This window comes from Haemophilus sp. HMSC066D02, from assembly GCF_001810545.1.
Taxonomy (GTDB): Bacteria; Pseudomonadota; Gammaproteobacteria; order Enterobacterales; family Pasteurellaceae; genus Haemophilus_D.
Window position 1 is genome coordinate 125,722 of record NZ_KV801805.1, and the last position, 12,279, is coordinate 138,000.

The window sequence follows — 12,279 nt, forward strand, 5'->3', positions numbered from 1 at the left end:
ATCAATAAATTCGTAAGGTGTGTGAATTTAACTGATTCACGCACCTTACTCTTAAATAAGGATGCAAAATGACAACCGAAAATGATTATGAAAAACTAAAAGAAGTAATGGAATTCCCTGCTGCAATGACATTTAAAGTCGCAGGTGTTAATCGTGAGGGCTTAGCACAAGACATCGTTGCGGTGATACAAAAGTATTTACCGGGTGATTATATTCCAAAGGAAAAACGCAGTAGTAAAGGTACGTATAATTCCGTTTCGATTGATATCGTCGCGCAAAACTTTGAGCAAGTAGAGACCCTCTACAAAGAACTTGCAAAAGTTGAAGGCGTCAAAATGGTTCTCTAAGATGAGCAATACTGATTTAGTTGTCCGTCAATTAGGATTACAAGATTATCAAGAAATCTGGCATAAAATGCAGGAGTTCACGGATAATCGAAATGCAGAAACCACCGATGAAATTTGGTTAGTTGAGCATCATCCTGTTTTCACACAAGGCCAAGCTGGCAAACCAGAACACTTATTACAACACAGTGATATCCCTGTTGTTCAATCGGATCGTGGCGGTCAAATTACCTATCATGGTCCTGGTCAGCAGGTCATGTATGTGCTCATTGATATTAAACGTCATGAACATTTAAATGTTCGTCAATTAGTGACCGCACTTGAACAATCTGTTGTGAAAACCCTTGCAGACTACGGCATTGAAGGTTATCCCAAACCTGATGCACCTGGCGTGTATATTGATGGCAAAAAAATCTGTTCATTAGGTTTACGCATTCGCAAAGGCTGCTCTTTCCATGGGCTCGCGTTTAATATCAATATGGATCTCAACCCTTTCCATTACATTAATCCTTGTGGCTATGCAGGGCTTGAAATGTGTCAGCTTGCTGACTTTATTGGTAAAGAAGAGGCGGCACTTGACAAGGTTTCCCCAAAATTAATTAAACACTTTGCCGAACTTTTGGGCTATAATGTTACAAATTTATAACATTCACTTTTATAACTCATTTAAAAATGCCTGAATCAGGCATTTTTCTTTAGGAAAGAACAATGTCAACGCCTTTTAAAATGGAACGCGGTGTGAAATACCGTGATGCAGCCAAAACATCAATCATCCCTGTTAAAAACATCGATCCTAATCAAGAATTATTGAAAAAGCCGGAATGGATGAAAATCAAATTGCCATCTAGCTCATTAAAGATCGAGACCATCAAAAACGGGATGCGTCGTCATGGCCTACATTCTGTCTGCGAAGAAGCGTCTTGTCCAAATTTACACGAGTGCTTTAACCATGGCACAGCAACCTTTATGATTTTAGGGGCGATTTGTACTCGTCGTTGCCCTTTCTGTGATGTTGCACATGGTAAACCATTACCGCCTGATCCGGATGAACCACGTAAATTAGCTGAAACTATCCAAGATATGAAGTTGAAATATGTGGTGATTACCTCTGTAGACCGTGATGATTTACCTGATCGTGGTGCAGGTCATTTTGCTGAATGTGTAAAAGAAGTGCGTGCATTAAACCCTGGCATCAAAATTGAGATTTTAGTTCCTGATTTCCGTGGACGTATTACTCAAGCCTTAGAAAAATTAAAAGACAATCCACCAGATGTGTTCAACCACAACTTGGAAAATGTGCCACGTTTGTATAAAGAAATTCGTCCGGGCGCTGATTATCAGTGGTCTTTAAAATTGCTTCATGATTTCAAAGAAATGTTCCCAAACATTCCAACTAAATCAGGTTTAATGGTGGGATTGGGTGAAACCAATGAGGAAATTCTTCAAGTGATGGCAGACTTACGTGCAAACGGCGTAACCATGCTTACACTGGGTCAATATCTCCAACCAAGTCGCCATCACTTACCGGTTGCGCGCTATGTGCCACCAGCCGAATTTGATGAGTTCCGTGATAAAGCCAACGCGATGGGCTTTGAACACGCGGCCTGTGGCCCATTTGTTCGCTCTTCCTACCATGCTGATTTACAAGCAAGTGGTGGATTAGTAAAGTAATCAAAAACAGCTAAAAAAATGACCGCACTTTGAATCGCAAGTGCGGTCATTTCTTATATTATCCTTTCAACTAGTCAGTTGCTGCTGGCTTCTCTTCTTCGCCCTCATCACTCTCCATCATGCTTTCTTGACGAAGATCTTCAAGCGTACGACCATTAATTAAGTAGCCATTTTCTGTTTTTTCCACTCTAGAAACGTAATTATCACCTTCTTCTACAAATTCTCGGTGAAGTTTTCCATCATGTTTCACAAAACTACTTAAATATTGCCAAAAGTATGAGTTTTCCTTAATGGCTAAGGCTTTTTCATTTTGATCATCAAACAACATTTTACTTAATGTCAGATTAAATGTGCCTTCAATATTGTCTGGAATCATGTCTGATGACTCATCTTCGGGCACTTGAGGCACAATACCACTCACTTCCAATTTAACTGGATAAGCATTGGTCTCAGGATAAGTATTTAGATTTAAATTCAACGTTGCATTATCAACGATTAAATCAAGCTCTTTCCAAGAGTTTTTAATGTACTTATCAAATGTGGCAGACGTTAAATGCGTGCTGCATAAGGCCCCATAAAACGGTGCTGAGCAAAATCTTGCTGATAAATGCGCTTTGCTGTGATTAATTTTAAATGGTGCATCAACCGCTAATTTTTCAAATTGGAAACCTGCACTTGGATAACTAGCTTTATTCGCTGACAATGTAATATGTTCATTATATTGATCATTGTCTAAAGTTTCCGTCTTATCACTGGCTGATACCTCATCAAGCACTAAATCGGCCATATTAAATGATTTTAATGCGGCCTCAATATTGGTTTTACCACTAAACTCTTTCACCCATTTATCTTTGGCATTCAAGAAATCTTTATTGTCTTTTGCCGGAGCCTCTTTCTCTGCAAAAGCATCTAATAAAAACGGTACAAACGCCAATTCGTTTGCCACGTTGTAATCATCTAACTGAACACTAACCTTACCGCCTTTAGCTTCCCATTTACGCTCTTCATCGGCAGGAGTTTGCTTCACGCTTTCAACATTTAATTTGAAATCCACATTGGCTTTAGTTAAATCGGTATTCGCCAACTTAAGTTCAAGACCGGCATTTTGTAAGTTAAAGTAAGGTTGATTATTTTTAGGCACATTGACAGAAAGCACGGATAACAAACCATCAAAACGATCGTTTTGTGTAAAAATTTTCGTTAACAAATTAACGCCATCTTTAATGTCTAGGGAGCCATCACTTAATTTTTTAAATTCATGATGAAAATTGACCGCACTTGGCACACCATTTTGCTTAACTAATAAATTCAAACCACCCGCTGTTGCTTGGCTTTCTTCTGTCGTACGGCTTTTATTGGCAATGCGTAAAATATCACTGCTGAATTTTGTACTCAGATCACGCTTATCTGCTTCGCCTGGTTTTACGTCAAAATGATACGTCGCATTTTTCATATAAACATGGGTGTTTTCCCCATTTAGCAACGCCACTTCGGCATTTTTCGCGGTTAAGTCAATACTTGATAGGTCGTATTGATTTGCACCGACAGGCATGAGGCGAGCTTCACCATCAATTTCTTCAAGTTTCGTGTCTTTATCGTAGTTAAAACCGCTTAGGGTTGTTTTTAGCTCAACTTCTTTATTTTTTAAGAAATGAAGACCGATTGAAAGGTTTTGGGACTTATTCGCAAAATCACGGAATTCCGTCAAAATATCAGACTGTAAATAATCCCCTACTGGCGAAAATTTACTATTAATCGTGTTTTTATCAATCGTGATATTTAATGTTTTATTTAATTGACGAACTAATTGATCTGATAACTGAGACTCCGCTGTAATGAAGAAAGGCAGTGCGGTGAGCTTAGTTGAAATCACATTTGTGCTTTTCGCATCGCTATCTTTTACACTAAAGATCAACTCACGAATAAAAAAGTTTTTCGCGGTTTGCGTCACATTTAAGGTTGCTTGGTTATCCAAAGAATAAGGGAAATTTTTTAACACCTGATCGATTTTATGATTGGTGTAAAATTGTGCGCCGATCCCAAGTGCCACTGCGATAGCCGAAATCGTCAATGCTATTGTTCTTTTCTTGCTCATAATGTCCCCAAATACGATCTCAATTTACGATCTCAAAATCCTTTTGAAAAATTAACCGCACTTTTCTCTTCAAAGCGCGGTCAGTTTCCAGTCTATTTTAGCCTAAGATTTTATCTAACTCTTGGCTTACAGCTTCCACTTTTTGAGTACCATCTAAACGGAAATATTGCGTATTACCTGCTTTCGCTTCAGCTTGGTAATAATCAATTAATGGGCTGGTTTGTTTGTGGTAAACCGCTAAACGATCTAACACCGTTTCTGGTTTATCATCGGCACGGATAATTAAATCTTCACCCGTTACATCGTCTTTACCTTCCACTTTTGGTGGGTTGTAAACGATATGATAAGAACGACCAGACGCTTGGTGTACACGACGGCCACTCATACGTTCAACGATCACTTCATCTGGTACATCAAACTCTAAAACGTAATCAATTTTTACGCCTGACTCTTTTAACGCATCCGCTTGTGGAATCGTACGAGGGAAACCATCTAATAAGAAACCATTTGCACAATCTGATTGAGAAATACGATCTTTTACTAACGCCACGGTTAATTCATCCGGTACTAACTTCCCTTCATCCATTAATGCTTTTGCTTGTTTGCCTAATTCTGTCCCCGCTTTAATCGCTGCACGGAACATATCCCCTGTTGAAATTTGTGGGATACCAAACTTGTTCATAATAAATTGTGCTTGTGTGCCTTTTCCTGCACCAGGTGCACCTAAAAGAATAATTTTCATACGAATCTCCAATAAATAATAGACCTGTTTAAAATACCGTTAAAGCCTTGTTTGGTCAAATGATTTTGCTGTTAATTTTAACCGCACTTTATTTTATTTTAAGCTTTTTCATTTCCTTTTTCATTCCATGGCGCCACCCAGAATAAACAAATCATTCCTGGGATAGCGAGGAATAAACAAATCCAGAAAAAATGATAGTACCCTACTGCTTTGACTAAGTAACCCGACAACATACCAAGCCCTTTACTCGGTAAAGCAGAAAGGCTGGTAAATAAGGCTAGCTGAGTAGCTGTATAAAGCGGATTGGTTTCGCGAGCCATAAAGGCGACAAAAGCTGCGGTACCAAGACCAACACCAATATATTCACCCGCAATCACGAAACCTAATTTCCAAAGTTCTGCTGCACCGATATGGTCAAAATGTCCAAATGCAGCCAACCAAATAAATCCACCAATCGTAATCAATTGGATAAAACCAAATACCCATAATGCACGGTTAATCCCTAGGCGAAGCATGATCACACCGCCTACAAGACCAGCTGAGATACTTGCCCAAAGTGAAGTGCTTTTTACTACCAACGCAATATGTTCTTTTTCAAAGCCCATGTCATAGACGAATTTCGTTTGTAACGTGGTGGCAAATGAATCGCCAAATTTATACAAGAACAAAAAGAGTAAAAAACCGATGGCTTGGGCGACACCTTTGCGTTGGAAGAACTCTTTTAACGGTATCCAAAACACCATATAGAAAGGTTGATCACGATCGACTTGTGCAATCTGCGGTTCTTTCGCTAAAAAGAGCGTCATAAATATGCCCGCTAGCATACAAAGTGCGGTCAATAAAAAGACGGTTTCCCATGGATAAATCGTCGCTAAATAAAGCGAGAGCCCGCCAGGAATTAAACCTGCAACGCGATAAGCATTAATATGGATGGTGTTCCCCAATCCTAATTCATTATCCGTTAAAATTTCACGACGATAAGCATCGAGTACAATATCTTGTGTTGCAGAGAAAAAGGCAATAAATGTGGCAATTTTAGCCACCGTACTTAACTCTGCCACAGGATCAAACTGACTAATCGCATAAAGCGAAATCAGTAAAATCACTTGAGAAATCAATAACCAACTACGACGACGACCTAAAAAATGCGGAAAATAGCGGTCTAATAATGGCGCCCATAAAAACTTCAAACCATATGGCACCATCACCCCTGTCAATGCACCGATTAATTCAACGGAAAGCCCTTTATCTGTCAACCATACAGGCAACATTTGCAATAACACGAAAAGTGGTAACCCCGAACTAAATCCAGTGAAGACACAGATCAGCATTTTTCGGGTAAAGATTTGACTAGAAAGGGATTGTTCTGACATAAAGTGCGGTTATTTTTGAGCGTGTTTTATCTGATTAAAATATTAGGGGCGGAATGATGCTCCGCCCAACAAGAGTGAGATTAATCTCTGTATCCTTTCGGATTATTTTTTTGCCAATTCCAGGTGTCTTTCATCATTTGCTCAAGACCACGTTCAGCAGTCCAATTTAACTCTTTCGCAGCAAGACTTGGATCGGAATAGCATGTTGCAATATCACCAGGGCGACGCGCAACAAGACGATATGGAATGTTAATATTGTTCGCTTGCTCAAACGCTTTCACCATATCCAGCACAGAATAACCGGTACCTGTACCTAAGTTATAAATGTGTAAACCTGCGTCATTTTCATGGCGATTTAATGCTTTTAAGTGACCAATCGCTAAATCCACCACGTGAATATAATCACGTACACCTGTGCCGTCATGAGTATCATAATCGCTACCAAACACCGAAAGTTGCGGTAATTTACCAATCGCAACTTGGCTGATGTAAGGCAATAGGTTATTTGGGATACCGTTTGGATCTTCACCAATCAAGCCACTTGCGTGTGCACCCACTGGATTGAAATAACGTAAGATCGTCATACTAAATTGTGGTTCAGCTTTCGCAACATCAGTCAGAATTTGTTCCACCATGTATTTAGAGGTACCGTAAGGGTTGGTCGTACCGCCCACTTTGCAATCTTCTGTAATTGGAATAATTTCCGGATCGCCATAAACCGTTGCAGATGAACTAAATACAAAGTTCCATACACCTGCTTTTTTCATTTCTTGAATGAGAACAATCGTACCTGCAACATTATTCATATAGTATTCAGCGGGTTTCTGAACACTTTCGCCCACGGCCTTTAAACCCGCAAAATGGATTACCGACTGAATGCTGTTTTCAGCAAAAATTTTTTGTAATAAAGCACGATCTAAAATATCGCCCTCATAAAATTTCACGTCTTTGCCCGTGATTTCTTTTACGCGTTCTAAAGATTTTGGGGATGAATTGCATAAATTATCCAATACCACCACTTCTTTATTTGCATTTAATAATTCCACTACAGTGTGTGAACCGATATAGCCTGCGCCACCCGTTACTAAAATAGCCATGAGTTACTCCTTAATTATTTTTGTTCACAAATTATAACATTGATTTCTACGATACATAAATTTATCCCCTCTTTTGACCGCACTTTGGTGTGATCGTTGTCACAGAATAAACATTTTTCTCTGGAATTTTAATTTGAGTCATTGAAGTGCTTCGCGATGAGGCGAATAATAGTCACCTAAAATCAAAAAGATAAAGGAAGACAATATGAAACCTCAAACACTTCAAAAAACCGCACTCGCACTACTTGTTGGTTGGTATGCCGCCAATGCAGCTGCTTATTCTGAACAAGGACAAGCCGGTAATACCAAAAGTTGGGAAAGCGCTGAATACCTCAAAGACTGGGGCTTAACCTCAATGAATGCCTCCACGGCTTATGCCCTTGGCTTTAATGGTTCAGGCGTAAAAATCGGCGTGATGGATTCTGGCGTACTATTAAACCACCCTGAATTTCAAGACGGTCGAATCCACGTTGTAAAAACAGAAGGGACTTATAGTAAAGATGGCATGCGTTATCCCGATGCATCGGTGGGAAATGGTCCAATTAATAAAAATGAACCAGTAAAAAACGGCAAACGCAATTTTGATAAAACAGATAATGGCATCTTCACTAAAGGTGAAGCCTTCAATATTGACGGTGCATGGCATAAATATACCAATGATGCACACGGTACGCACGTTGGCGGTACAATGGCGGCAAGCCGTGATGGCAATGAGATGCATGGTGTAGCATTCGGCGCTAATCTGTATTCTGCCAATACTGGTGGTAACGACAACATGACCTATGGCCCAAACCAAGACTATAGTTTCTTCTTACAGGGCTACTCTGCCCTAGCAGATGCCGGTGCAAAAGTGATTAATAACAGTTGGGGTTCAAACCGTCGTGTCAATTCATCCTTTGCCGGTGCACAAGGCTATAAACCAAAATATGATTGGCGTGATGTGCCTGAATATGGTGTGCAATATTATGATGTACCAAAAGCACCTGAGCCAATTTCCAGTCCTGCGGCACATATTTATTTAAGTAACTTAGGCGAAGCTGAAAAAGCTTATTATCAATTTGTCACCAGTGGTGAGAAAAACTTTGTTGATGCGGCTTATGAAGTGGCTAAAAATAGAAAAGTGATTCAAGTCTTCACGGCGGGTAACCGTAGCATGATGGCTGAATCTTTTACGCGTGCTATGTTGCCTTATTTCAGACCTGATGCTGAGAAATACTGGGTAAATGTCACGGGGCAAGTCGGTGGTGAAGGCTATCCGAATGACTCAAATGACGATGTGAGTGATGAAAAAGCAGGCGCAGATATTCAAGAATTTAACCTCGCCGGCCATTCAAAATGGTGGACGATTGCAGCGCCATCCGCCAACATCTATTCCTCCTACATTCAATTACAAGACAACAATACTTATGGTGACCCTATTTACAAATCAGCTGGTGGTACTTCAATGGCTGCGCCTCACGTAAGTGGTGCATTAGGTGTTATCTTTTCTCGCTATCCATACATGACAACTGATCAAGCACGCGATGTTATGCTCACTACAGCAAGACAAACCACACTTCGCAAAGGGCTTGAAGGTAAACCATTAGAACGTTGGGAAACTGAACAAGGTGTACCAAGTAACGTTTGGGGTTGGGGAATTTTAGATCTTGGCAAAGCCATGTTTGGCCCAGGTCAATTCTTAGGAAACATGAAAATCAACCTCAATCAAAATGATGTTTGGTCAAATGATATTAGCGATAAAGCCATCAAAGCTCGTCAAGTCGAAGATCAAGCTGAAGCCGCGACTTGGGCTACACGCAAAGCAGAATTAGAAGCATTAATGCAAAATCGTGCAGGCGCGACAGCTGAAGAAAAAGCAGAATATCAAGTAGGTTTAGCGCGTGAAGCCGCTCGTAATGAACGTGCTGCACAAGGCTATGTTGGTGCATTAACTAAAAATGGGACTGGCACCTTAACCCTCACTGGTAATAACAGCTTCACTGGTGAGATTACCGTGAATGAAGGTCAGCTTTCAGGGTTAAATCAATCCCTTGATTCGGCACAACAAGTCATCGTAAAACAAGGTGCAACATTGGAAGTGTTACCGAAAGCGGAAGTCACTAAACCAAGTGAGAATGGATTTGTTACTGAAACCTTAACTAGCACCGCGAAAACGGTCACTGCGACAGTAGAAAAAGGTGGTCGTTTCTTACTGAATAATGGTATTGCTAACGTCAATGCAACCTTTGCAGACGGTTCTGTTTTAGTGCCAAATAAATTTGATGAAGAAATTCTGCCTCAATTACAAAAAGATCCACAAAAAGCGGTATCTGTGCAAGGTACTGGCTCATTTGTGGGGGCTGAAAATGCGGTAGTTGAAACACCTCGTACTTATGATTTCTTTGCCGTTAAAAATGAAAGTAATGCGAATACGTTGAAAGTGACTGTTCAGAAAAAAGCCCTTTCATCTGCGGCGACGACTGAAAATGAAGTGGCTATCGCCAATGCCTTAGATGCAGCAACAAACAGTGCGGCATATCAAAGCCTTATTTGGGGTACAAAAGAGAATGCTCGCCAAGCCTTTGCTCGTTTAAGCTATGATGAAGATCTCGCGGCCGAACAACACAATGTGTTAAATGGCTTATTGCTTCGTCAGCAACTTGCCCAACCGGGTGCAGTAAGAGCACAACTTAATACCGGCACACAAATTTGGACAAGTGGCACCTTCACCCACTTCAGCACGGATAGTTTAAGCAGTCATGCGTACAATCAACTTGTGGGTGTTGATGCAACCATTGATACAAACAAACATTTAGGTGTATTTGTTGGTTCAACACAAAATAGCCACAAAATTGACCGCACTTCGAAAGATCGTGCCGTGCATTTAGGCTTAACAGCTGAACATCGTTTCAACCTGTTAACACCGAAAATTGGCTTTATTCAAAGCTGGGGTAAACACGAACAACGCGCTGAATTTGCACAAGGTGTGAAAACCCATAGCCAAACACAAAATGTCTTTGCTGAACTTGCCTACACTGGCTTAAAAGGCGAACATTTTGCGATTGAACCTTATGCTGGCGTAAGCTATATGCACATCAAAAACAAAGGTGTGACAAAAGACGAAGTGCAGTTAAAAGACAACAATCGTGATTTAATCGTCACCTCTGCAGGTTTACGTCCATCCATTCCATTTGCAATCGGTGGCGTTCAATTAAATCTATTAGGTGATGTGGCTTATCATCGTTTCCATAAAGATAAAGCCGCTGAAGGCAGCTTAGTTATCAATAACCAAGGTGTAGCGAATCTTTATGGTAAAGAATTGAAAAATGTCGTCACGACAGGTGTGGCACTACAAGCTCAATTTACACCAGTATTGAGTATGAAAGTCGGCTATCAAGGTGCTTATAACCACGATACCAAAGCCAATAATGTTAATGCAGAATTACGTTTCTCATTTTAACGATATTCAATAAGACAAAAGTGCGGCCAGTTTTTGAGAAGTTTTAAAACTCTTTGAAAATTGACCGCACTTTATACTTCTGTATTTTAAATTATAGTCTGTTTAAATATCAAACAGACTACAAGTTTCAAAGAACTTAACACCTAAGATTAAACTCTTCCTATACCCTCCTACTTCTTAGTTTTTTAGATATAAGAATTGATAATACTATTAATGGTGATAATCTAGAAAAACCATATAAGTTAAATGACAATACATCAGTAACATCCTTCATAGATATATTCCAAAAACTCACAATAAATATTAAATAATATCATAAGAAAAGATAATCCAATAAAACAAAATAGAAATACGAACAGAGAATAACCTATAAAATAAACTAAAAACTCTATTAATCTACTTTGCATATAGACTCCCTTTTAAAAAGATGGTGCGTGGTGTATAGCCAAAGTTTCACGAATGAATAAAAACATAAACATTTTTAAATCCCCCCCCCCCTTACTTCACCCCAGACCTTGTTATATAGCAGCCTATAGTTTATTTTTTATAAAAAACAGAACCAAAACAAAAAACATAAAAGAATGCATTGCAATCATTTTTAAACGTTCTATAAAACCATAATTAAAATAATCTAAAAAATTTATATTTAGAATATCATTGTTATTTTCAATATTATATAAAATCCTAGCCACAACAAACATTGATAAATTTAACAAAAAAGAACCTATAACAATAATAAATAATAAATTTAAAAATTTACCCTTCATAATTCACCATCATCTATTTATTATATTCATACTGTATCTATCTATTACCATTCTCCCCGCTTAAGGTTCCTCCTATATTAGGAATATGGTTAAAAACATGCTGATTCTAGAAGTGTATATAGCGAATTTTAATTATACTTTTATTCATCTATAAAAACAAAAGGCATCAATCTGATGCCTTTTTAATTCATTAAAATGAAAAATTAACGTTCATTCCAACGTTTGATAGATTCACGAATCACTTCTTTCGCTTCTTCTACATCGCCCCAGTGAGTCACTTTCGTTGAACCTGGTTTTTTTAATGCTTTGTAGTTGTTGAAGTGGAATTCAATTTGTTTGATTAATTGCGCTGGTACATCGGCAAGGCTGTTGTATGCATTGCCTGTATCGCGGTCATCTGCTGGCACACAAACGATTTTATCGTCCACTTCGCCATCATCAACGAATTTCATCACACCGATTACTTTTGCTTCAAGGAATACACCCGTTGCAAGTGGTTGACGAGTTAATAATAAAACGTCTAACTCATCGCCATCTTCATCTAAAGTTTGCGGAATGAAACCATAGTTAGTTGGTTTTGCGAAGATCGCAGGCTCAACACGGTCTAATTGGAACGCTGCAACTTTACGGTTCCATTCGATTTTGTGGCAGCTCCCTTCTGGAATTTCATTTACCACATTGATAATGCCGGCATCTACATCGCCTGGCGTTAAAATTTGATTAAAATCAGCCATTGTTTTTCCTTTTTTGA

9 protein-coding genes are annotated in these 12,279 nt (G+C 39.2%); 4 read left to right on the forward strand and 5 right to left on the reverse strand.

The features are described 5' to 3' along the window. The first annotated feature begins 68 nt into the window (after positions 1–68). From ybeD to lipA, 3 genes are all read left to right on the forward strand, one after another. The gene (gene ybeD, locus HMPREF2750_RS03265) at positions 69–347 is read left to right on the forward strand and encodes a DUF493 family protein YbeD (RefSeq protein WP_049364920.1); all 279 of its coding nucleotides are present in this window, start codon (positions 69–71) and stop codon (positions 345–347) included. Between the two features lies 1 nt (position 348). Next, positions 349–990 (forward strand): lipoyl(octanoyl) transferase LipB, encoded by a 642-nt coding sequence (gene lipB / locus HMPREF2750_RS03270; RefSeq protein ID WP_049364919.1) that lies wholly within the window; start codon positions 349–351, stop codon positions 988–990. Between the two features lie 62 nt (positions 991–1,052). Continuing rightward, complete coding sequence (gene lipA, locus HMPREF2750_RS03275; protein ID WP_014064079.1) at positions 1,053–2,015, forward strand: lipoyl synthase; 963 nt, start codon at positions 1,053–1,055, stop codon at positions 2,013–2,015. Between the two features lie 70 nt (positions 2,016–2,085). Here the strand turns inward: lipA and HMPREF2750_RS03280 are convergent, their stop codons facing one another. The 4 genes from HMPREF2750_RS03280 to galE form a co-directional block, all read right to left on the reverse strand. Further along, complete coding sequence (locus tag HMPREF2750_RS03280) at positions 2,086–4,110, reverse strand: hypothetical protein (protein WP_070582554.1); 2,025 nt, start codon at positions 4,108–4,110, stop codon at positions 2,086–2,088. 97 nt (positions 4,111–4,207) lie between these two features. Beyond that, the gene (adk, locus tag HMPREF2750_RS03285) at positions 4,208–4,852 is read right to left on the reverse strand and encodes an adenylate kinase (RefSeq protein WP_070582555.1); all 645 of its coding nucleotides are present in this window, start codon (positions 4,850–4,852) and stop codon (positions 4,208–4,210) included. A 98-nt stretch (positions 4,853–4,950) separates the two neighbouring features. After that, the gene (locus HMPREF2750_RS03290) at positions 4,951–6,225 is read right to left on the reverse strand and encodes an MFS transporter (protein ID WP_070582556.1); all 1,275 of its coding nucleotides are present in this window, start codon (positions 6,223–6,225) and stop codon (positions 4,951–4,953) included. An 80-nt stretch (positions 6,226–6,305) separates the two neighbouring features. Continuing rightward, entirely contained in the window at positions 6,306–7,322 is a 1,017-nt protein-coding gene (galE, locus tag HMPREF2750_RS03295) for a UDP-glucose 4-epimerase GalE (RefSeq protein WP_070582557.1), read from the reverse strand. 205 nt (positions 7,323–7,527) lie between these two features. Here galE and HMPREF2750_RS03300 point away from each other — a divergent pair, with 205 nt between their 5' ends. Beyond that, a complete protein-coding gene (locus tag HMPREF2750_RS03300) occupies positions 7,528–10,761 on the forward strand; it encodes a S8 family serine peptidase (RefSeq protein ID WP_070582558.1) in 3,234 nt (1,077 codons plus the stop codon). Positions 10,762–11,731: 970 nt separating this feature from the next. Here the strand turns inward: HMPREF2750_RS03300 and HMPREF2750_RS03310 are convergent. Further along, on the reverse strand, positions 11,732–12,262 hold the full coding sequence (locus HMPREF2750_RS03310; RefSeq protein ID WP_005695476.1) for an inorganic diphosphatase: 531 nt from the start codon (positions 12,260–12,262) through the stop codon (positions 11,732–11,734). Positions 12,263–12,279: the final 17 nt, after the last annotated feature.